Annotated in this window: 16 protein-coding genes; 6 read left to right on the top strand and 10 right to left on the bottom strand. The window is 72.1% G+C overall.

Going from position 1 to position 20551, the window contains the following annotated elements; translation table 11 throughout:
* Nucleotides 1-88: 88 nt before the first annotated feature.
* The 5 genes from AC3IX6_RS05905 to AC3IX6_RS05885 form a co-directional block, all read right to left on the bottom strand.
* On the bottom strand, nucleotides 89-2296 hold the full coding sequence (locus AC3IX6_RS05905; protein WP_489369182.1) for a discoidin domain-containing protein: 2208 nt from the start codon (nucleotides 2294-2296) through the stop codon (nucleotides 89-91).
* Between the two features lie 696 nt (nucleotides 2297-2992).
* On the bottom strand, nucleotides 2993-4348 hold the full coding sequence (locus tag AC3IX6_RS05900; RefSeq protein ID WP_489369181.1) for a GH1 family beta-glucosidase: 1356 nt from the start codon (nucleotides 4346-4348) through the stop codon (nucleotides 2993-2995).
* A gap of 32 nt (nucleotides 4349-4380) precedes the next feature.
* Nucleotides 4381-5220 carry a carbohydrate ABC transporter permease gene (locus tag AC3IX6_RS05895; protein ID WP_382970814.1) on the bottom strand — a complete coding sequence of 280 codons (840 nt, stop codon included), beginning with the start codon at nucleotides 5218-5220 and terminating at the stop codon, nucleotides 4381-4383.
* A gap of 31 nt (nucleotides 5221-5251) precedes the next feature.
* Nucleotides 5252-6247 carry a carbohydrate ABC transporter permease gene (locus AC3IX6_RS05890; RefSeq protein WP_489369180.1) on the bottom strand — a complete coding sequence of 332 codons (996 nt, stop codon included), beginning with the start codon at nucleotides 6245-6247 and terminating at the stop codon, nucleotides 5252-5254.
* A gap of 20 nt (nucleotides 6248-6267) precedes the next feature.
* Nucleotides 6268-7587 (bottom strand): extracellular solute-binding protein, encoded by a 1320-nt coding sequence (locus tag AC3IX6_RS05885; RefSeq protein WP_489369179.1) that lies wholly within the window; start codon nucleotides 7585-7587, stop codon nucleotides 6268-6270.
* A 184-nt stretch (nucleotides 7588-7771) separates the two neighbouring features.
* On the opposite strand from AC3IX6_RS05885, the gene AC3IX6_RS05880 reads away from it, so the two are divergent.
* Nucleotides 7772-9091, top strand: a complete 1320-nt coding sequence (locus AC3IX6_RS05880; protein WP_489369178.1) for an ROK family protein — start codon at nucleotides 7772-7774, stop codon at nucleotides 9089-9091.
* A gap of 51 nt (nucleotides 9092-9142) precedes the next feature.
* Here AC3IX6_RS05880 and AC3IX6_RS05875 read toward each other — a convergent pair whose 3' ends face one another.
* Nucleotides 9143-10498, bottom strand: a complete 1356-nt coding sequence (locus tag AC3IX6_RS05875; protein WP_489369177.1) for an ABC transporter ATP-binding protein — start codon at nucleotides 10496-10498, stop codon at nucleotides 9143-9145.
* Between the two features lie 553 nt (nucleotides 10499-11051).
* Between AC3IX6_RS05875 and AC3IX6_RS05870 the strand changes: the two genes are divergently transcribed.
* Complete coding sequence (locus tag AC3IX6_RS05870; protein WP_489371349.1) at nucleotides 11052-11750, top strand: phosphotransferase family protein; 699 nt, start codon at nucleotides 11052-11054, stop codon at nucleotides 11748-11750.
* Between the two features lie 40 nt (nucleotides 11751-11790).
* On the opposite strand, the gene AC3IX6_RS05865 is transcribed toward AC3IX6_RS05870, so the two are convergent.
* The 3 genes from AC3IX6_RS05865 to AC3IX6_RS05855 form a co-directional block, all read right to left on the bottom strand.
* Nucleotides 11791-12555, bottom strand: coding sequence for a 4'-phosphopantetheinyl transferase family protein (locus tag AC3IX6_RS05865; protein WP_489369176.1), 765 nt, complete (start codon nucleotides 12553-12555; stop codon nucleotides 11791-11793).
* 62 nt (nucleotides 12556-12617) lie between these two features.
* Complete coding sequence (locus AC3IX6_RS05860) at nucleotides 12618-13097, bottom strand: iron chaperone (protein WP_489369175.1); 480 nt, start codon at nucleotides 13095-13097, stop codon at nucleotides 12618-12620.
* A gap of 76 nt (nucleotides 13098-13173) precedes the next feature.
* Nucleotides 13174-13626 (bottom strand): carboxymuconolactone decarboxylase family protein, encoded by a 453-nt coding sequence (locus AC3IX6_RS05855; RefSeq protein ID WP_489369174.1) that lies wholly within the window; start codon nucleotides 13624-13626, stop codon nucleotides 13174-13176.
* 209 nt (nucleotides 13627-13835) lie between these two features.
* On the opposite strand from AC3IX6_RS05855, the gene AC3IX6_RS05850 reads away from it, so the two are divergent.
* Together AC3IX6_RS05850 and AC3IX6_RS05845 are read left to right on the top strand one after the other, a co-directional pair.
* Nucleotides 13836-16289 carry a tetratricopeptide repeat protein gene (locus AC3IX6_RS05850; protein WP_489369173.1) on the top strand — a complete coding sequence of 818 codons (2454 nt, stop codon included), beginning with the start codon at nucleotides 13836-13838 and terminating at the stop codon, nucleotides 16287-16289.
* A 98-nt stretch (nucleotides 16290-16387) separates the two neighbouring features.
* Nucleotides 16388-16585 (top strand): hypothetical protein, encoded by a 198-nt coding sequence (locus AC3IX6_RS05845; RefSeq protein ID WP_489369172.1) that lies wholly within the window; start codon nucleotides 16388-16390, stop codon nucleotides 16583-16585.
* Nucleotides 16586-16640: 55 nt separating this feature from the next.
* Here the strand turns inward: AC3IX6_RS05845 and AC3IX6_RS05840 are convergent, their stop codons facing one another.
* A complete protein-coding gene (locus AC3IX6_RS05840) occupies nucleotides 16641-17918 on the bottom strand; it encodes an alpha/beta hydrolase (protein WP_489369171.1) in 1278 nt (425 codons plus the stop codon).
* A 214-nt stretch (nucleotides 17919-18132) separates the two neighbouring features.
* On the opposite strand from AC3IX6_RS05840, the gene AC3IX6_RS05835 reads away from it, so the two are divergent.
* Together AC3IX6_RS05835 and AC3IX6_RS05830 are read left to right on the top strand one after the other, a co-directional pair.
* Nucleotides 18133-18957, top strand: coding sequence for an inositol monophosphatase family protein (locus tag AC3IX6_RS05835; RefSeq protein WP_489369170.1), 825 nt, complete (start codon nucleotides 18133-18135; stop codon nucleotides 18955-18957).
* A gap of 167 nt (nucleotides 18958-19124) precedes the next feature.
* Nucleotides 19125-20546, top strand: coding sequence for a phytoene desaturase family protein (locus AC3IX6_RS05830; protein ID WP_489369169.1), 1422 nt, complete (start codon nucleotides 19125-19127; stop codon nucleotides 20544-20546).
* The last annotated feature ends 5 nt before the right edge of the window (nucleotides 20547-20551 follow it).

Here is a 20551-nt window from a genome sequence, read left to right as displayed (position 1 = left end):
GCCGCGGTGGCAGGGTGGAAACCGGGCCCGGGGAGTGGGGGCCGGTTCCGCGGGGGACCGCCGGAACCGGTGGGGGAGGCGGGGCGGCTCAGGGGAAGGAGACCACCGTGGAGGGAACCGTCGAGGTGCCGGCCGGGACCGTGGACGCCCCGGTGTCGTTGATGACGTGCTCGTAGTGGCCGTTGCCGCCGAGCGACACCGTCAGGAGGCTGTGGAACTTCACTCCGGGCTTGACGGGGGCCTTGAAGCCGTGGTCCTGGCGGATGTTCGGGTCCACGTTGTAGTTGCAGTAGCTGCCCAGGCCCCACGCCTCGTGGGTGGTCACCGAGTCGTCGACCCGGTAGGCGGCGTAGCCCTTGGTGGCGCCGTTCTGGATGGCGGCCTGGTTCGGGGCGTCGTAGGCCTTCTCGTTCTGGTAGAAGACCGTCTTTCCGCGCTCGCCGTACCACTCCACGTCGTACTTGTTGAAGTGCTCGACGAACAGACCCGTGGCCAGGACGTCGTCACCGTTCACCCGCACCCCGTAGTCGGCGCGGTTGGTCTCCCAGCCCACGCCCTCGCCGTGGTCGGCGCGCCACACCCAGGTGTGGTCGACGATGGTGTCGTCGCTGTTGACGACCATGCTGGTCGTCGCCTTGCCGGCGCCCGCTCCGCCGACGCGGATGTAGACGTCCTGAACGGTCGTCGGGTTCGCGGAGTGGTCGGCCGAAGCACCGGCCGGGCCGACCTCCAGCAGGGTCGGGGAGTTGACCGGTCCGGCGTCGATGAGGAAGCCGGCGAGCCTGACCCCGTCCACGTCGGCGACCTTCATCGCGGTCACCCCGTTGTCCGGGATGACGGTCGCCAGGCCCAGGCCCAGCACGATCGTGCCGGGGCGGTTGACGTTGATGGTCCGGTCGACGTGGTAGATCCCGGGCGTGAACAACAGGTTCAGGCCCTGGGCGAGCGCGCTGTTGATGGTGGCGGCCGTGGCTCCGGGCTTGACCACGTAGAACTTGCTCAGCGGGACCGACTCGCCCTGCGCCGCGCCGCCCGCCCAGCTGGTGCCGCGGGCGTTGGTGCGCTTGGCCGGTGCGAAGACCTTGTACTCGTTGCCGTCCAGGTAGAGGAAGGGCTTCTCGCGGGAGACGGGAGTGGTGTCGAGGGTGGTGTAGCGGGGCTCCGGGAAGGAGTTGGCCGGAGCGCCCTCGACACCGGAGAAGGTCATGTTCCACACGCCGTTGGTCCAGCCGCCGATGGCGCTGTCGCGGGTGTACCACTGCTGCTGCGAGTACGGGCCGACCGTGCCGTCGACCTTGCTGTCGGCGATGTAGCCGCCACTGGCCCAGCCGTACCCGGCGGGGGCGAGGTTGAGATCGCCCTTGACGTGCATCCGGCGGAAGGAAGCCGCCTGGGACACCGCCCAGCGGTTCGTGCCGCTGACGGGCTTGACGGCGAGGTTCTCCGCGGAGCGCCAGAAGTTCTGGGTGGCATTGCCGCCGAACCAGCCGGCGTCCACGGTCACGTCGCCGTTGAACGTCGTGTCGTCCGGGTTCAGGCCGAGCCCGGCGATCTGGGTGTAGAAGCCGATCTGGGCGTTGATGTTGTCGTACGTGCCCGGCTTGAACAGGAAGGCGTGCCGGCCGCTGCCGAACTGCGCCGACTCCTGCTCGCGGAACACCTGGTCCAGCTTGTCCTGGATGCCGGGCGTGGCGGGGTCGATGACGTGCACGTTGGGGCCCAGGTCGCCGCCGCCCGGCAGGGTCGGCCCGCCCCCGTCGCCGCCGCTGGTGCCGAACACCTTGAACTCCCAGAGCGAGTAGCCGTAGCCGGTGGCCCTGGAGACGCCCTGCATGCGGACGTAGCGGGCGGTCCCGGTGATGTTCACGGTTTCGGTGCCGCCGGCGCCGGTGGTCGTGGAGTGCGCCGTGGACCAGTCGGTGCCGTTGAGCGACAACTCGATCCGGTACGCCTTGGCGTAGGCGGCCTCCCACTGCAGCACGACCTTGCTCAGCTCGGTGGCGGCGCCGAGGTCCACCTGAAGCCACTGGGCGTCGGAGGCGGCGCTGGACCAGCGCGAGCCGTCGTTGCCGTCGACGGCGTCGGTGGCCGGGGTGCCGTAGTGCTCCTGGCTGGAGGCCGTCACCGCCTTGCCCTGGGACACCGGCGCCGGCTCGGCCGAGGCGGCGGGGGCCACCGGTGCCAGGGCGAGCAGGCTGCCGAAGAGAGCGGTCGTGACCGCCCCGGCGATCCCCCTCCGGGGGGAGGCGGGCCGTCGTCCGCGGGGCAACGCATCGACAGGTATGCCAGTGGGCATTGGTGCTCCTTTAACGAACCTGAAACGGGAGAGCGCTCTCCAGACCTTGCCCGTAACGCGATCGGCCGGTCAAGGAGCGTGACGCCTTTTCTTTCAGCTTTCATTAAGTTCCGAGGTGGAGACGGACGGATCTCTCACGACCTGTCACATTCCGTCGTCCGGTGAGGGGTTGGGCCGCCCCGGTCATGCTGCGGGTGGGCAGCGGCGGGCAGCCGTGAGCAGCCGTGGGGTGGTCGTGCCACGGCTGCTGAGGGGGCATTCCGGCGCGCGGGCGGGGGTGTTCACCGCGAACGGCCTGATGGCCCGGGGGCTCGTCGGGTTCTGCGCGAGCACGGGGCCGGGCCGAACCCGGACGCACGGCAACCCTCCCGTGGGGAGCCGGGAGGGTGCTGGGCCCGGGATGGTCCGGAGCCACACCATAAGCACCGGAACGCGCAGGCCGGTAGGCATATGGCAGGGGAAGTTCCGGATGCTTCATCCGTCCGCCCGGGCCCACCGCCGCAGGCTCGGCCGGGTGTTCCGGCCGAGCGTTCTGCGGGCGGCGAGGGGGCGGGGCAGGGGCCGGGGGGAGGGGTTGGAGGGAGGGGCGGAGGGAGGGGCGAGGACGGTCGACGGTGCCGGCGGGGAACGGAATCCGGCCGGGACCGTGGGCGGGCCGCCGGGCCGCCGGGCCGCCAGGCCGCCAGGCCGCCGGACTTACGCGTGGAGCCCGCGGTGGCTGCGGACGATGTCCGCGTAGCGGCGGCCGCTGGTCTTCACCGTGCGCTTCTGGGTCGCGTAGTCGACGTGGACGAGGCCGAAGCGCTTGTCGTAGCCGTAGGCCCACTCGAAGTTGTCCAGCAGGGACCAGGCGTAGTAGCCGGCGAGCGGGGCGCCCTGGCGCACGGCGCGGGCGCAGGCCGCCAGGTGCTGTTCGAGGTAGGCGGTGCGCCCGGGGTCGTCGACCGCGCCGTCGGGGCCGACGGTGTCGGGGAACGCGGAGCCGTTCTCGGTGACGTAGAGCTTCCGCACGCCGTAGTCGTTGGTGAGGCGCAGCAGCAGGGACTCGATGCCGTTGGCGTCGATCTGCCAGTCCAGGCCGGTGCGCGGCACGTCCGGGAGGCGGACCTCGCGGGCGAAGGGGACCGGCCCGTCGGGGTCGTCGGTGACGGTGGCGGGGAAGTAGTAGTTCAGGCCGTGCCAGTCGAGGGGTGCGGCGATGATGTCCAGGTCGCCGGGGCGCTCGGGCAGCTCCACCCCGTACAGCTCCCGCATGTCGGTGGGGAAGCCGCGTCCGTAGACGGGGTCGAGCCACCAGCGGTTGGTGTGCCCGTCCATGCGGACGGCGGCGGCGATGTCCTCGGGCCGGTCCGTGGCGGGTACCACCGTGGAGTGGTTGGTGACGAGGCCGATCTGCGCGCCGGGTGCTGCGGCACGGATGGCCTGGGCGGCCAGGCCGTGGCCCAGCAGCAGGTGGTACGAGGCCTGGACGGCGGCGGTCAGGTCGGTCAGGCCGGGGGCCATGCGGCCTTCCAGGTGGCCGATCCAGCCCGAGCAGAGCGGTTCGTTGAGGGTGGCCCACTGGGTGACGCGGTCGCCGAGCCGTTCCGCGACGGCGGAGGTGTAGGTGGCCAGGTGTTCGGCTGTCTCCCGGACGGTCCAGCCGCCGCGGTCCTGCAGGGCCTGGGGGAGGTCCCAGTGGTAGAGGGTCACCGAGGGGGTGATGCCGGCCTCCAGGAGCCCGTCGATCACCTTGTCGTAGAAGTCGAGGCCCCGGGCGTTGACCGGTCCGGAGCCGTCGGGGACGATGCGCGGCCAGGCGATCGACATGCGGTAGGCGTCGGTGCCCAGCTGCTTCATGAGGGCGATGTCCTCGGGCCACCGGTGGTAGTGGTCGCAGGCCTCGTCGCCGGTGTCCCCGTTGTCGATCTTTCCGGGGGTATGGGAGAACGTGTCCCAGATGGACGGCCCGCGGCCGTCCTCCTTGACGGCTCCCTCTATCTGGTACGCGGAAGTGGCCGTGCCCCAGGCGAAGTTCTGGGGGAAGGCGCCGAGGTCAATGGAATCCGACACAGCAAACCTTTCGAAGGTCAGGGGAGGAGGGGCTACTTGACCGCGCCGGCGGTCAGCCCGGTCACGAGGTAGCGCTGGAGGAGGAGGAAGCCGCCGACGACGGGCAGGCTCACGACGAGCGAGGCGGCCATGACCTGGTTCCAGTACACGTCGTTCTGTGTCGAGTAGCCCTGCAGGCCCACGGCGAGGGTGCGGGTCGCGTCGTTGGTCATCACCGAGGCGAACAGCACTTCGCCCCAGGCCGTCATGAAGGCGTAGACGGCGACGGCGACGATGCCGGGGATCGCGGCGGGCACGATGACGCGGAAGAGGGCGCCGAGCGGGCCGCAGCCGTCGACCTTGGCGGCCTCGTCGAGGTCCCGGGGGACCGAGTCGAAGTACCCGATCAGCATCCAGATCGAGAACGGCAGCGAGAACGTCAGGTAGGTGAGGATCAGCCCGGCGCGCGAGCCGAACAGTGCGATCCCGGTGGCGTTGCCGATGTTGACGTAGATGAGGAACAGCGGCAGCAGGAAGAGGATGCCGGGGAACATCTGCGTCGACAGCACCGTGACGGTGAAGACCCGCTTGCCCCGGAAGGAGTAGCGGCTGACGGCGTAGGCCGCGAAGATCGCGATGACGACGGAGAAGACGGTCGCCGAACCGGCCACGATCAGCGAGTTCATGAAGTAGTCGCCGAGGGGGACGGTCTTCCAGATGTCGAAGTACGGCTGGACGGTCAGGCCCGAGGGGATCCACTGGAACTTCCCCGACACGTCCTGCAGCGGCTTGAGCGAACTGGAGATCATGACGTACACCGGGAGCAGGACGAAGCCGGTGAGGAGCGTCAGGAACACCAGCCGGCTCGCGAGGAACGACTTGGGGGGCGCCATGGGCGACCGGGACTGCACCGCCTGAGTGTGCTTAGGCATCGGTGGCGCTCCTTCCTCGGGAGGTGAACAGGAGGTAGAGGCCGGTCACCACGAGCAGGAACAGCAGCAGCAGGACGGACATCGCGGAGCCGGTGCCGAAGTTCCAGGTCTGGAACGAGGACTGGTAGATGTGGATGGAGATGAGGTCGGCCGACTCCGGCGCCGACTTTCCGAACAGGACGAACGGCGTGTTGAAGTCGTTGAACGTCCACAGGAACAGCACCAGGATCAGGACCTGGTTGACCGGGCGCAGCGAGGGGAGCGTGATGCGGCGGATCTGCTGCCAGACGCCCGCCCCGTCCAGGGCCGCGGCCTCGTAGATCTCGCGGGGGATGTTCTGCAGGCCGGCCATCATGATCAGGAAGGCGAAGGGCCAGCCCTTCCAGACCGAGACGACCAGCAGGGTGATGAAGGCGTTGTCGCCGATGAGCCAGAACGGCGGGCTGTCGGTGAGGCCGAGCTGGTCGTGGATGACGTGGTTCACCAGGCCGTTGTCGCGCTGGAACATGAAGGCCCAGGTGATGACGGCGGCGTAGACGGGCAGTGCGTACGGCACCAGGAAGATGGTGCGCAGGATGCCCCGGCCCCTGAACGTCTCCTGCATGAAGATCGCGGCCGCCGTGCCGATCAGCCAGCACAGGCCCACCGAGAAGAAGGTGAACAGGCACGTGGTGAAGAAGGAGCTGAGCAGCGCCTGGCCGACCGGTGCGTCGAGATCGACGGTCAGGGCGTAGTTGTCCAGGCCGGACCAGGGCGCGTTGCCCCAGTCGCGCAGGTAGAACTGGGTGAGCTCCTTGAAGCTGACCACGATGCCGATGACCATCGGGATCAGGTGGACCAGGAGCTCGAGGACGAGTGCGGGGAGCAGCAGCAGGTACGGCAGGGAGATCCGGCGGAGCCGCCCGGAGCGGCGGGTGCGCGGCGCCGCTCCGGGCTGGTTCTTCCGTACCGTCCGCCTGCCCGTACGAGGGGGTGCGGTGGTGGTCATGAGGTATCCGGTATCCGTGCCTACTTCTTGGGCATCTGCTGCTGGGCCTTCTCGAGCTTGGCCTTCACCGACTCCAGCGTCACCGGGCGGCCGGCCGCCGTGTCGGCGAAGAGCTCCTTGACCGCGGTGCCCACCACCGTCTCGAACTGCGACTCCTCGGCGACCTGGGGGAGGGCGGCGGCGCTCTTCGCGAGGGTGTCGCGCAGGACGGCCAGGCCGGGGGTGTTGAACGCGGGGTCCGCCTGCGCGGACTTCACCGGCGGGATGGAGCCGTAGGCCTTGTTGAGGATCTTCTGCTCCTCGTCACCGGTCATGAAGTTCACGAACTTCGTGGCGCCGTCGATGTTCTTGGTGTTCTTGAAGACGGCCATGTTGATGCCGGCGACCATGGAGTTGGTGGAGGTGCCCTGACCCGGCGCGCCGGACTGGACGGGCGCGGGGACCACGCCCCACTCGTCCTCCTTCATGCCCTGCGCGGCGAACGTGGCCGACGCGGTCTGCCACAGCACCATGGCGGTCTTGCCCTTGGCGAAGTCGCTCAGTGACTGGTTCTGGGAGTACTCGGCGTTGCCCTTGGCGACGATCTGCGCGTCGGCCATCAGATCGACGTACTGCTTCACGGCCTTGACCGCACCGTCGGAGGTGAAGTCGGCCTTGCCGTCGGCGGTGAAGAAGTCCGCACCGTGCTGCTTGCCCAGGACGAAGACCTGGTGGATGTTGTTCGACAGGTTGGAGCCCTCGACGCCGAACCCGGCCTTGCCGTCCTTGGTCAGCTGCTTGCCGGTGGAGACCAGCTCGTCCCAGGTGGTCGGGGGCTTGGTGACGCCGGCGTCGGCGAACGCCTTCTTGTTGTAGTAGAGCGCGTAGGCCATGGAGTACAGCGGGACGGCCGCCGGGTCCTGGCCCTGGACGCCGGTGGAGCCCAGCGCCGACTCCACGAACCGGTCCTTGCCGCCGACCTTCTCGAAGTTCTTGGCGTCCCACGGGAGCAGCGCGCCACTGGCCTGGAGCGAGGCGCTCCAGGTGTTCCCGATGTTCAGGACGTCGGGGCCCTGGCCGGAGGTGGTCGCGGTCAGGATGCGGTTGAGCAGGTCGCCCCACGGCACGACCTCGAGCTTGACCTTGATGCCCGTCTGCTTCTCGAACTTGTCGAGCTCCGGCTGGAGGACCTGCTTGTCGACTTCCAGGCTCGATCCCTGGTTGGAGGCCCAGTAGGTCAGCGTCTTCGGCTGCTCGTTGGACCCGGTCCCGCCGGTGGAGCCGCCCCCACCACAGGCAGCCGCCCCGAGGGCGAGGGAGAGGGTGACGGCGCCGACCGCTGCGACTCTGATTCTGCGCATGGCTCCATGGGCCTTTCAGGAAGGAACGGGATGCCGACTGCGGGGTGGGGGGCGGACGTTCCGCGGTTCGCCCCCAAAACCACATGGCTTAATTTAGGATGTGAGTTAAACCTCAAGCGAAGGACTCGTCAAGAGCGTTCACGCAGGTATCTTGCAGGTACGGGCATCGATGACAGGGGACAGAGTGCGAGTACGTAGCGGCAGAACAGTGCGTGACCTGCGGCGGGAGAACCGAACCGCTGTTCTGCAACGGTTGTATTTCGACGGCCCCCTGAGCCGCTTCTCTCTGGGCCCCGCCACGGGGCTGAGCTCCGGCTCGATCAGCAACGTGGTCGCGGAGCTGGTCACCGACGGCCTGGTCGAGGAAGCCGGGAGCGTGGAGTCGGCCGGCGGACGCCCCCGGACCCTGCTCCGCGTCAGCCCCGACAGCGGCTACATGATCGGCGTGGACGTCGGCGAGACCCGCATCCGCATCGAGCTCTTCGACCTGACCCTGACCGAACTCGCACGCGTGGAGCGCCCCCTGGAGGCGGCCGGGCCCCGCCGCATCGACCGCTACGAGGTCACCGTCGTGGTGCGACACCTCCGCGAGGGCATCGCCGAGGTCCTGCGCACGGCCGGCATCGCACCCGAGCGGCTCCTCGGCGTCGGCATCGGCGTCCCCGGCATCGTCGCGCGGACCGAGGACGGCGCCGTCGTCCACGGCCAGACCATCGGCTGGGACGCGGTCCCCCTGGAGCGGATGCTGCGCGACTCCCACCTGCTGCCCGAAACCGTCCCGTACTACATCGACAACGGGGCCAAAACCCTCGGCCAGGCCGAAATGTGGTTCGGCGCCGGACGCGGGGCGCACAACGCCGTCGTCGTGCTCTTCGGCTCCGGCGTCGGCGCCTGCGTGGTCAGCGACGACACCCGGACCGGCCGCGCCATCGAGTGGGGACACCTGACCGTGCGCGTCCGCGGGCGCCGCTGCCGCTGCGGAGCCCAGGGCTGCCTGGAGGCGTACGCGGGGGCCGAAGCCCTCCTGGAACGCTGGGCCGAGGCCGGCGGACGCCCGCCGGCCGACGCCGACGAGGAGACCGCGCTGACCGCGATGCTCGCCGCCGCCTACCCCGAGCCGGGCCCCGACGGCGCCGCCCCCCGGGCCGACACGACCGCCCTGGCCGTCCTGGAGGAGACCGCCGAATACCTCGGCGCGGGATTCTCCGACCTGATCAACCTCTTCCAGCCCGAACGGATCCTCGTCGGCGGCTGGGCCGGCCTGCAGCTCGGCACCCGCTTCCTGGAATCCGTACGGTCCTACGCCACCTCCTACGCCCTGTCGTATCCGGCGGCCAACGTCCGCATCGACCTGGGAACCTTCGGCCCAGACGCCGTCACCGTCGGCGCGGGAATCCTGCCCCTCGCCGACTTCTTCGCCCGCGGCGGACACCGCACGGAACCCGAACGCGAGGAGCCGCTCCCGGCCTGGCGGACCACGCTGCAGGAACGGGCGGCACACTGACCGCCCGGCCCACCCCGCAGCCCGCGCGGTGGGCCGGCCCGTATCCGGGCGCTACCTCTCCAGAGGGGCGACCCCGTCACCGGCCGGGGACACCCGTTGACCCGCATGGTCGAAGACGTAGAGCTGCGCGAGATCGACCAGGAGCGGGATCTGCGCCCCCACCCGCACCCGGACGTGCGGTCCCGTGCGCACCACGAGGTCGCTGCGCACCGCCCCCAGCCGATCCGGGGCGGCGTCCGCCTCGGGCCCCCGGGGGGATTCCGGCGGTGCGTCCAGGACCGCCACCGACCCGGACAGCCGTTCCACGGCCCGGGTCCTGAGCCGGCCCAGGCCGCTCTGCTGCCGCCTGGGGCTTCGCCGGGGAGCGGCTGCCGGGTGCCGCGCCGCCTCCAGTTCCGCCACCACCGCGGGGCGCGAGCCCGTGTCCACGTGGACCAGCGCCTCGTGTCCCTGGTACTCGACGTGCTCGACGATGCCCGTCATGGCCGCCTCGCCCGGCCGTGCCTGGCTCGGCGGTGCGATCCGGACCGCCTCCGAACGTAGCCCGACGATGACCGGACGGCCCTGCTGGATCCGGAGCAACTGGTGGTCGGGGCTGAGGGGTTGGGGGAGCGCGAGCCGGTGGCGTCCCAGATCGATCCACATGCCCGCGCCCAGCGGCGCGTGGACGACGGCCTGGAGCAGGCTGATCCGGGGGGTGCCGATGAAGGCCGCGACGAACACGTTCGCCGGCAGGGCGTAGGTGTCCCGTGGTGAGCTGACCTGCTGGAGGACACCGCCCCGCATGACCGCCACCCGGTGCCCGAGGGACATGGCCTCGGACTGGTCGTGCGTGACGTAGACCGTGGTGACGCCGAGTTCGGCGGTCAGCCGGGCGATCTCGGCCCGCAGGTGGCCGCGGAGCTTCGCGTCCAGGCTGGAGAGCGGCTCGTCCATCAGGAACACCGACGGCCGCCGGGAGATGGCCCGGCCCATCGCCACCCGCTGGCGCTCGCCGCCGGAGAGCTGGCCGGGGAAGCGGTCGAGGAGGTCCTCGATGCCCAGCATCCGGGCCGTGGCCTCCACTTGCGGCTCGTGATCCCCGCGGGGATCGCGCAGCTTGAGCGGGAATCCGATGTTGGCGCGGCCCGTCATGTTCGGATACAGCGCGAAGCTCTGGAACACCATCGCGATGTCCCGCTCGCTCGGCGGTATGTGGTTGGCGTACTCGCCGTCGAGGTACAGCGCGCCCTCGGTGATCTCCTCCAGTCCGGCGATCATCCGCAGGACGGTGGACTTGCCGCAGCCCGAAGGCCCCAGCAGAACCAGGAACTCGCCCGGCTCGACGGTGAGGGAGACGCGCTCGACGGCGAGGGAGCTGCGCCCGTATCTCTTGCTGACATCGCGCAACACGATGGAACGACTCATGACGATCCGCCCGGAGCTGGGAAGGGTGGGGTGGGAGGGGGGTGGGGGAGTTGAGGTCAGAAGTTAGCCCAGGCCACTCCGTGAGGGAACGCCTTGGAGCAACATCCGTGAATCGGGGCCCGGTCGGGTTCGGTGGCCTGCCAACCCCTGCGGCCTGTACGGCAACCCGTGGGACTTACCGGGGAAGAAGGTTTGTCCGTAGGGGAGTTGATCGCGTCCGGTTCCTTGACTCCGGCCGAGGGTGAGCGTTAGGTTGCCGCCGTTGGGAGAGCGCTCTCCCCGGTGGATCTGGCGCCGGAAGCTCCCGGTGACCGGAGGACGCGCGCGATGAAGCGGACACTGACCGACGAACAGATCGCCCGCGCGGTCGCGCACGCCCGGGGGCCGGACACCCGGGTGCTCGGCAGCCAGGAGCTGGCCGGCGGCACCTTCAACTCCGTCCACCTGCTCACCCTGGACCGGGGCGCGGGAGGGGAGCCGGCCGTGCTCAAGGTCGCGCCACCCGCGGGCACGCCCCTCATGACCTACGAGCACGCGCTTCGACCGGAGCGCGATCGACGGCGACTACCTCCTGATGACCCACCTGGAGGGCGATCCCTGGGCGCAGCTGCGCCCAGGGATCGGCGCCGGGGACCAGGCCAGGCTCCGTACCGACCTCGGGCGCCTCGTCCGCGGACTCCACCGGGTGCGGGGTTCCTCGTTCGGTTACCCGTACGCGCATCCGCCGGCCGGCGCCGCCGCGAGCTGGCGGACCGCCTTCGAGGGCATGCTGGCCGACGTCTGCGCGGACGCCCGCCGGTTCCGCTCCCCGCTGCCCGTCCACCCCGACGAGGTCCTCGGCCTCGTCCGCGCCCGGGGCCGGCTCCTCGACCAGGTGAGGACCCCCTCGCTGGTCCACTTCGACCTGTGGGAGGGCAACATCCTGCTCGCCGAGCGGGACGGGCGCCTGGAAATCACCGGAATCCTCGACGGCGAACGGTCCTTCTGGGGTGATCCGCTCGCCGACCTGGTGTCCACCGCGCTCTTCGAGGACATCACCCGGGACCCGGCCTTCCTGTCCGGCTACCGGCCGGCCCCGCTCACGGCCGGCGAGCGCCTGCGGATCGCGATGTACCGCGCCTACCTGGCCCTGATCGTCCTCGTCGAAGGCGCACCCCGCGGCTACGACCCGCGGGCGCGCGCGCCCCTCACCGCCCGGGCCGCCGCCGACCTGCGGGCCGCACTGGACCTCCTGAGGCGGGGCGGCGGGTAGCCGTCCGCGCGGGTCGCGCCGGTCGCGCCGGTCGCGCCGTTCAGACCGCCACGGCCACGGCCACGGCCACCGCCACGGCCGCGGTGAAGCCCGGCGGGACGGCCACGTTCGTCAGGGACCAGCCCGGCAAACCGTCCGCCGGGGTGTCGCCGGCGCCCACGTAGTCGAGGGCGAGGCCCCGGGCGAGTCCGATGCCCAGGCCCTTGAGGTAGGCCTCCTTGCGCACCCAGACGCGGCCGAAGGCCGCGAGCCGTTCCGCCGGGTCCAGGGCCTCCAGCTCCGCGGATTCCCTCGGGTGCAGCTGCCCGGCGAGCTCGCCCACGGCCGAGACCGGGGGCAGCACCTCCACGTCGGCTCCCACCGGCACCGGGCCCAGGGCGATCAGCGCGAGCCGGTCGCTGTGCGACAGGGAGAAGTGGACGGGTCCGCCGGGCCCGCCGGGCCCGTCCGCCACCACCGGCCGTCCGTGGGGGCCGCCGCACGAGGGGCACGGTGCACGGGTGATCCGTACCCGGCCCGGGGCGAGGTCCAGCCAGGACCCGAGCAGCACCCGCAGCGCCACGTGGGAGGCGACGTAGCGGCGCCGGTCCTCCTCGTGCTTGAACCCTGCCGCCCTCCGGTGCTCCTCCGGGTCCAGGACCTCCGGGGCCAGCCGGGCCGCCGCGCCGTCCCGGTCGTCGGTGTCGACCAGCCACACGGCCGTCGACGCGACCGGTGAAGCGTCCGACGGTGCCTGCGCGTCCGACGGTGCCTGCGCGGCGGGCGTGAACTGCGAACCGATCGTGAGGACATGGGGCTCGAGCACGATCGATCGTTCTCCTCGGTACTGCGTCGGCGGGCGGCGGTCGACGGGCGGCGGTCTTCGTCTCAGTGTGCCGCGTTCTTCACGAGCGTGCCGATCAACGCCTCGTCCGCGGCCGTCAGCTGCGTCAGGGCCCAGGAAGTCGGCCACATGGAGCCCGCGTCGAGGTGGGCCTGGTCGCTGAAGCCGAGCGTCGCGTAGCGCGCCTTGAACTTCTCCGCGCTCTGGAAGAAGCAGACCACCTTGCCGTCCCGGGCGTACGCGGGCATCCCGTACCAGAGCTTCGGCGCGAGGCCGGGCGCGGTCTCCTTGACGATCGCGTGGATCCGCTCCGCCATCACCCGGTCGGAGTCCTGCATTTCGGCGATCTTCGCGACGACGGAGGCCTCCTCCTCCGCCGCCTTGTCGGCGCGGGATCCGCGGCGCGCGGCCGCCTTCAGCTCCTTGGCGTGATCCTTCATCGCGGCGCGTTCCTCGTCCGTGAACCCCTCGAACGAGCCGGCGGCCGGGGTCGTGCTCTTCGTGGTCTGGCGGGTGTTCGTCATGGCGGGTTTCCTCCCGGGAGCAAGGGTGTGGGGATGGATCGTCGTGAGGGGGAAGCGGTGCGGTGCGCGCCCGGCGTCACCACGCGCCGGCGATCTGGCGGGTCGTGGCGTTGAGCCGGTTGAACAGGTTCGTCACACCGACCATCAGGATGAGCGAGGCGAGCTGCATCTCGTCGAAGTAGGTGGCGGCCGTGTCCCAGACCTCGTCGCTCACCGCGTCGGAACGGTCGGCCAGCCGGGTCGCGGCCTCGGCCAGCAGCAGGGCCGCCCGCTCCTCCTCGGTGAAGTACGGGGTCTCGCGCCAGACGGCGACCGTGGCCAGCCGCTCCTCGCTCACCCCGGCCTTGCGGGCGGCCTTGGCGCCGCTGTCGACGCAGGAGCTGCACCCGTTGATCTGGCTCACCCGCAGGTGGACCAGCTCCAGGGTCTGCCCGTCCACTCCACCGGAGTGCACGGCCTTGAAGAGCTCCTGGATGGGCTGCATGGCGCCGGGCAGGAGGACGGCGGGGTTCTGCATGCGGGACTGCATCTCGGTGTGCTCCTCTTGTGAAGGTCAGGTCCTCCGGGGCTCCGGTTCTCCGGCTCCCCCTCGGGGTGTGACTCCATAACAGCCGCACCGGCCCGCCGCGGCGATGACGGTGGGACACCCTGGGACAGGCGGAACATCCTTGACCAGCGGATATGCGGCCCCGGATAATTCGGGCGCGGCGGGACAGGGATACGGGGGGAACCGTGGACATGGAACGGCGGTCGGCCGGGGCCGACCCACAGGGAGAGCTGGCCGCACGGCTGCGGCTGCTCCAGGAGCTTTCCGGGCTCGGCGTACGGGCCCTCGCGAAGGACGCGGGACTGAGCTCCTCCTCGCTCTCGCGCTACCTCAGCGGCCAGACCGCGCCGCCCTGGTCCGCGGTGGTCGCCCTCTGCCGGCTGGTCAAACGCGATCCCCGCCCGCTGCGGCCCCTCTGGGAGATCGGGTCCGCCAACCCGCTGCCGGCGCCCCCGAAGACCAGCCGCCAGGTCCAGTCGAGACCCCGCAACGATCTGCCGCGCGACGTACCCGACTTCACCGGACGCGAGGGCGAACTCGCCGCGGTACTCGCCGCGGTGGGCAGCCACCGGGGCGTCGCCGTCGACGGAATGGCGGGCGTGGGCAAGACCTGCCTGACGGTGCACGCCGCGCACCGGCTCGCCGCCGACTACCCGGACGCCCAGCTCTACGTGGACCTGCACGGATTCACCGAGGGCCGGGACCCCCTCGATCCGGACTCGGCGCTGCGGATGCTGCTCGGGGCGCTCGACGTGCCGTCCGAGCGGGTCCCGCAGGAGGGCCTCGAACAGCTGGCGGCCTGCTGGCGCGCGGAACTGGCGGGCCGGCGCGCCCTCGTGGTCGTCGACAACGCGGCCGACGCGGAGCAGGTCCGCCCGCTGCTGCCCGGCGCCGGCGACTCCGTCGTCCTGATCACGAGCCGCAACCGGCTGCTCGGCCTGGACGAAGTGCCCCCGGTCTCGCTCGACGTGCTCAGCCCGCGGGAGAGCGCGGAGCTGCTCGCCCGGGCCAGCGGAGACCCGGGCGGCCCCGAAGGGCGCCTCGCCCGCGAACCGGATTCCGCCGCCGAGGTGTTGCGGCTCTGCGGCCACCTGCCGCTGGCCCTGCGGCTGGCCGCGGCCCGGCTGCGGCACCGGCCCGGCTGGACGGTGGGCATCCTCGTGGAGCGGCTGGCGGAGGGCGCGAACGAGTTCGACACCGCCTTCGCCATGTCCGTACGGCAACTGGACCGGGCGCAGGCCCGGTTGTTCCGGATGCTGGGCCTGCTGCCCGGCGGGTCCTTCGACGCGTACGCGGCCGCGGCCCTGGCGGACGTACCGCTGCGCGGCGCCCGGGAGATGCTGGAGGACCTGGTCGACGCGCACCTGGTGCAGCAGCCGACGGCGGGCCGCTACCGGCTGCACGACCTGGTGCACCAGCACGCGCGAGGCGCGTGCGCGCAGCAGGACTCCCCGGCCGAGCGGGAGCGTGCGCTGGGCCGCTTCCTCGACTACTTCGTGCACGCGGCCGCCGCGGCCGACGCCGCGATGCCGGTGCTCTCGCCGGGACGGCCGCCCTCCGCGGGCCGCCCCCCGGCCGAACTGCCGCGGTTCGCCGACAAGCACGCGGCCTGCGCCTGGCTCACCTCGGAGTACGAGACGATGATCGCCGCCTTCGAGACGGCGGTCGCCGTCGGGGCGGACACGCACGTGTGCGAGCTGCCGCGCTTCCTGCGGGCGTACTTCGCACGGCGCTGCGGCACGACCCACCTCAACCACCTCTTCGAGCGCTCGCTGGCCGCCGCCGAACGCCTGGGAGATCCGCTGCGCCTGGCGGAGGCGTACAGCGACCTGGGCTTCGCGCGCTACAACGCGGGTCGGATGGCCGAGGCGGCAGCCGCGTACGAGGCCGCCGCGCTACGGGTGGTCCAGGCGGGGGACACCCGCTCGGAAGCCGAACTGGCCCTGCGCCGCGGCTATCTGAGCTGGGACCGGGGGAGCGCCGAGGAGCCGCTCGAACTCTTCCGGCTGGCCGGGAAGCTGTACGGGGAAGCCGGCCTCCCGGCGGGCGCGGCCCACTCGGCCGCCTCGGAGGCCTGGGCGCTGCTCCAGCTCGGCGACCGCGAGGAGGCGGCGCGGCGGGCCCGGGAGGTGCTGGAGGTGTCCCACCCGGACCCCGCGTGGCCGCCCACCCTGACGGCCCGCATCACCCTCGGCGTGGCCATCGCCGCGGAGTCGCCCGAGGAGGCGTCGGAGCACCTGCACCGGGCGCTGGCCCTGGCTCGCGAGGACGGGCACGTCAACAACGAGGCGTGGTCCCTCAACTGCCTGGGCGTCGGGCTGCGCCGGATGGGCCGGTACGAGGAGGCCCTGGCCAGTCACCGGGAGGCGTTCGCGCTGCTGGAGGAGCTGTTCGAGGAACACTGGAAGGTCCGCTTCCTCGGTGCCTACGCCGAAACCTGCCGGCTCGCGGGACTCCCCGAGGAGGCCCTGAGCCTGCACCGGCAGACGCTGGAGCTGGCCCCCGGGCTCGGGTACCGGCACGAGGAGGCGCTGGCCCACGAGGGGATCGCGGTCCTGCTGGACGACACGGACCCCACCGCGGCCGCCGAGCACCGCGCGGCGGGGCGCTCGCTCCTGGAGGACCTCGGCGCCGGGGCGCGCTGAGCGGATCGCCCCGATGCTGTTGCAGGACTCCGGGCGGTCCTGACAGCCTGTTCCCGAGCCGGCCCGACCAGGGGCCGGCCGGACCCGGGGGGACCAGTATGAACATCAGAGCCGCCGCCATAGCCGCCACCGCCGCCTTCGCCCTGGCCGGGCTGGGCGCGGGCCCGGCCTTCGCGGACAACCACAGCAGCGTCGCGCCGCAGGGGCTGCACGAGGTGTCCGCGGAGCAGGGCGCGCAGTACGCGCAGGGAGCTCAGGGCCCGCAGTATCTCCAGGACGGCGCGTTCGAGCACTGATCCGGCAGCCCGTGGTGGTCGGCGGCGGCCTCGCCGCCGGCCGGCCCGGAGCGGGCTACGGAGTCTCCGGCCCCCAGCCGTTCGGGCAGGGGGCCGGGGCCTGCGGGGTTGGTGCGGGGCCGTAGGCGTAGGCCACGAAGTCTCTGAGCTCCGGGCCCCAGTAGGGCCACGCGTGGTCGCCCGGGCCCCGGCAGTAGCGGTGGGTGACCGCGCGGTCCTTCAGGTCCTGGTGGAGCGCCGCGGTCATCGCGCCGATCTCCTTCTCGCCCGTACCGCCCGTGCCGCCCGCGTACAGGGCCGTCTTCCCGCTGTACGAGGCGTACTTGCCGTCGAGCGCCAGGTTGACCGGGTTCTGCCCGGGCCAGGTGCTCGGCGGGCCGAAGACCGTGGCCATCCGGTACGGGGTGTCGCCGGTCACCCGGAACTTCCCGTCGAACAGGCCCGTCCACAGGATCGAAGCCCCGGCCTGCCAGGTGGAGTTGGCGATGATGCTCTGCGCGCCCGGGTCGTAGATGTCCGTGCCGGGCGAGAAGGCGCCGACGGCGGAGAACAGCTCCGGGTGGCGGCCGGCGTAGCGCAGGGCCCCGTAGCCGCCCATCGAGACGCCCGCGACGGCTCGCCCGGAGGCCGCCCGCACGGTGTTGAAGTTGGCGTCGATCCACGGGACCAGCTGCCGGACGTGGAAGGTCTCCCACTGCGGGGCGAAGAAGCCGTCCGTGTGCCCGGGCCAGTCGCTGTACCAGCCGGCCTTGCCGCCCTCCGGCATCACGACGATGCCCTTGAAGGCGGAGTCCTTCAGGTTCGCCGTGACATTGCCCTCGTCGGTCTTCGACCACTGCTCCACGTCGCCCGAGCCGCCGTGCAGCAGGTACAGCACGGGGTAGGGGTGCGCCGGGTCCCGCTGGTAGTCCTCCGGCAGCAGGATGCGTACCCGCACCGGCACCTGGACCGGATCGATCGAGGGGGCGCCGCCGTGCGCGGCGAAGACCGCGGCGGAGGTCACGGAGGCATCGCCCATGCGTTCGCTCTGGCCCGCGGCCACCGACCAGGTCCGCAGGGTCAGCCCGGCGGCGTTCGGCGCGGGCAGCGAGGGCAGGACGGACGCGGCGCCCACGGGGGCGGCGGGTGCGGTGACCACGAGCGCGGCCGCGGCGGTGGCGGCGGCCGCGAGCAGGGCGGCGGCGCGGCGGAGGGGGAGGAAGGGGCGGGAGGGGAGAGGGCGGCGGGCGGGGCGGCGCATGAAGGGCTCCCATACGGTGGTGTGGGGGAGGGGGGAGGGCCGGGCCCGGCCGGTGTAGCACGGGCGGCCGGAGCCCACCAGGAGGCGGACCACGTTCCGGTCCTCGCGGCCCGGTGCTCGTCGCCCGGTGCTCGTCGCCCGGTTCTCGCGGCCCGGTCCTCACGGCCCGGTCCTCACCGCCCGCTGCCGACCGGTACCTCCCCGTACCGCCCGCCGGGCGGCGCGTTCATCCGCGGTCCACCCGGGGGCCGGCCGCCCGCCGGGTCCGGCGGTGGGGTTTGTCAGCCGGGCGTGCTTTGCTGGAGGCATGATCGATGAATTCCTCGCCCGGAACCTGTCCGACGTCGACGAAGCCGTGCGCAAGGCGGCGGCGATCGAGATCATGCCGAGGTTCCGGCAGCTCGCGGACCACGAGGTGGACCAGAAGAGCGGCCCGCACGACCTGGTGACCGACGCCGACCGCAAGGCGGAGGAATACCTCACGGCGGCCCTGACCCGGCTGCTGCCCGGCTCGGCCGTGGTCGGCGAGGAAGCGGTGCACGCCGATCCCGCGGTCTACGGGGCGCTGCGCGCCGACGCCCCGGTGTGGATCGTGGACCCCGTCGACGGGACCCGCCAGTTCGTGCACGGCGAGCCGGAGTTCTGCACCCTGGTCGCGCTCGCGCACCGTGGGGAGCTCCTCGCCTCCTGGACCTTCGCCCCGGCGCTGGAGGAGATGTCCACCGCCGTGCGCGGACAGGGCGCGTACGTCAACGGCGAGCGGATCCTGAGCGGTTCACCGGATCCCGGCGCCGAACTGCGGGTCGCGACCGCTCACCCGCTGTACACCACGGAGGCCGAGCGGCGCGTCCTGGCGCGCCTCGACGTGCCCGGAGTGGCCTCCCGGCCCTGCGGTTCGGCGGGCCTGGAGTATCTGAAGGTGGCCCGGGGAGAGATGGACGGCCTGGCCTTCAACTGGCCCTCGGCCTGGGACCATGCGGCCGGGCTGCTGCTGGTCGCCGAGGCGGGCGGCTCCCAGAGCACCGTCGACGGGGTCCCCTTCCGGGTGGACCGGGACAACGCGCTGCCGTTCGCGGTCGGCCGGGACGAGGCCACGGCCGTACGGATCCGGGAGCTGCTGCGGGGCGAGTAGGACGGCGGCCGGGCCCGCGTCCGGCACCGCTGCCGTACGCACTGCCGGGCGCACGGCCGGCCTGCCGCTCATCCCAGAGCGAACGGAGTCGGCGCGGATCGCGGATCCGCCTATGGACAGGCGCAATACCCTGGGGGCGGTGGCGCCGCCGGACGAAGGAGTCGCAAGTGCCGTCGATCCTCGATGCGGTCGTGGTGGGGGCCGGGCCCAACGGGCTGACGGCCGCCGTGGAACTGGCCCGGCGCGGCTTCTCGGTGGCCGTCTTCGAAGCCGCGGACACCGTCGGCGGCGGGGCCCGGACCGAGGAGCTCACCCTCCCCGGCTTCCGGCACGACCCCTGCTCGGCGGTGCACCCGCTCGGCGCCGGCTCCCCGGTCTTCTCCACGATGCCCCTCAAGCAGTACGGGCTGGAGTGGCTGCACGCCCCGCTGCCCATGGCGCACCCCTTCGACGACGGCACGGCCGCCGTGCTCTCCCGCTCCGTCGCGGAGACGGCCGCGTCCTTCGGGCCCCGCGACGCGGGCACGTACCGGCGGCTGGTGGATCCGTTCCTCGGCAAGTGGGACACCCTGGCCCGGGACTTCATGTCGCTGCCGGACACCGCACTGCCCCGTGACCCGCTCACCCTCGCCCGCTTCGGGCTGGCCGGGCTGCCGCCCTCCACCTGGCTGCTGAGCCGCTTCCGCGACGACCGTGCCCGCGCCCTGTTCGCCGGGCTCGTCGCGCACGTCATCGCCCCGCTCGGCGGGATCGGGACCAGCGCCGTCGGCCTGGTCTTCGCCCTCGCCGCCCACGCGAACGGCTGGCCGATGCCGCGCGGCGGGTCACAGTCGATCTCCGACGCCCTCGCCGGGTACCTGCGCGACCTCGGCGGCACCGTCCACACCGGGTTCGAGGTCAAGCGGCTCGACGACCTGCCGCCGGCCCGGGCGTACGTCTTCGACACCTCCCCGACCGCGCTGGCCCGCATCGCGGGCCTGGGCCGGGTCTACGACGGCTACCGCTACGGCGCCTCCGTGTTCAAGCTGGACTACGCCCTGGACGGCCCCGTCCCCTGGACCGCCGAGGAGCCGCGCCGGGCCGGCACCGTACAGATCGGTCCGCGCACCCGCGACATCGACGCCGCCCTGCAACTGGCCTCCGGCGGGCGGGTCCCGCGCACCCCGTTCCTCATCGCCGCACAGCCCAGCCTGGTCGACCCCGGCCGGGCGCCCGAGGGCAAGCACACCTTCTGGGTGTACGGGCACGTTCCGGCGGGCTGGGACGGCGACCTCACCGAAGCCGTCGAGCGTCAACTGGAGCGCTTCGCCCCCGGGTTCCGCGATCTGGTGCTCGCCCGAGCCACGGCGGGCCCGCCGCAGTTCGCCGCCCGCAACCCGAACTACGTCGGCGGCGACATCGCCTGCGGAGCGGCCTCCGGGCTCCAGCTCCTGCTGCGTCCCAAGCTCACCCTGTCCCCGTACAACACGCCCCACCCGGCGGTGTTCCTGTGCTCCTCGGCCACCCCGCCCGGCCCCGGAGTACACGGCATGTCGGGCCACAACGCGGCCAAGGCCGTCTGGCGCCACCTGCGCGCGAAGGCGTCCTGAAGCCG

It is taken from the genome of Streptomyces sp. GL_141 (assembly GCF_057834385.1).
This window is presented reverse-complemented; position numbering and strand designations above follow the sequence as displayed.

Bases quoted from the DNA above. Each gene is read 5' to 3' on its own strand.
- AC3IX6_RS05905 (WP_489369182.1), bottom strand. From the start codon at position 2,296: ATGCCCACTGGCATACCTGTCGATGCGTTGCCCCGCGGACGACGGCCC.
- AC3IX6_RS05895 (WP_382970814.1), bottom strand. From the start codon at position 5,220: ATGGCGCCCCCCAAGTCGTTCCTCGCGAGCCGGCTGGTGTTCCTGACG.
- AC3IX6_RS05890 (WP_489369180.1), bottom strand. From the start codon at position 6,247: ATGACCACCACCGCACCCCCTCGTACGGGCAGGCGGACGGTACGGAAG.
- AC3IX6_RS05885 (WP_489369179.1), bottom strand. From the start codon at position 7,587: ATGCGCAGAATCAGAGTCGCAGCGGTCGGCGCCGTCACCCTCTCCCTC.
- AC3IX6_RS05875 (WP_489369177.1), bottom strand. From the start codon at position 10,498: ATGAGTCGTTCCATCGTGTTGCGCGATGTCAGCAAGAGATACGGGCGC.
- AC3IX6_RS05860 (WP_489369175.1), bottom strand. From the start codon at position 13,097: ATGACGAACACCCGCCAGACCACGAAGAGCACGACCCCGGCCGCCGGC.
- AC3IX6_RS05855 (WP_489369174.1), bottom strand. From the start codon at position 13,626: ATGCAGTCCCGCATGCAGAACCCCGCCGTCCTCCTGCCCGGCGCCATG.
- AC3IX6_RS05850 (WP_489369173.1), top strand. From the start codon at position 13,836: ATGGAACGGCGGTCGGCCGGGGCCGACCCACAGGGAGAGCTGGCCGCA.
- AC3IX6_RS05845 (WP_489369172.1), top strand. From the start codon at position 16,388: ATGAACATCAGAGCCGCCGCCATAGCCGCCACCGCCGCCTTCGCCCTG.
- AC3IX6_RS05835 (WP_489369170.1), top strand. From the start codon at position 18,133: ATGATCGATGAATTCCTCGCCCGGAACCTGTCCGACGTCGACGAAGCC.